The sequence below is a fragment of the Micromonospora sp. DT178 genome (assembly GCF_049841695.1).
Classification (GTDB): Bacteria; Actinomycetota; Actinomycetes; order Mycobacteriales; family Micromonosporaceae; genus Micromonospora.
On record NZ_JBNCKV010000115.1, the window covers coordinates 1 to 218 of the forward strand.

At 73.4% G+C, this 218-nt stretch carries 1 protein-coding gene; it reads left to right on the top strand.

What is annotated here, in order from left to right; translation table 11 throughout:
* Positions 1-18: 18 nt before the first annotated feature.
* The coding region (locus ACLQ22_RS32215) for a hypothetical protein (protein ID WP_425695642.1) at positions 19-218 on the top strand (200 nt) is incomplete at its 3' end.

Below are 218 nucleotides of genomic sequence, written 5' to 3' on the forward strand. Positions count from 1 at the left end.
CTGTCGGCTAAGACCGAGGTGGCGTTGCGGGCGCAGGCGCAGCGGCTGGCCGGGTTCGTGACCGACCGGCCCGAGGTAGGGCCGGTCGCGGTGGGGCGGGCGTTGGTGGACAGCCGGGCGACCGGGTTCACCCATCGGGGTGTGGTGCTTGGCCAGCATCGGTCGGTGTTGATGGACGGGCTGCAGGCGCTGGCCGCGGGTGATCAGGCACCGGGGGT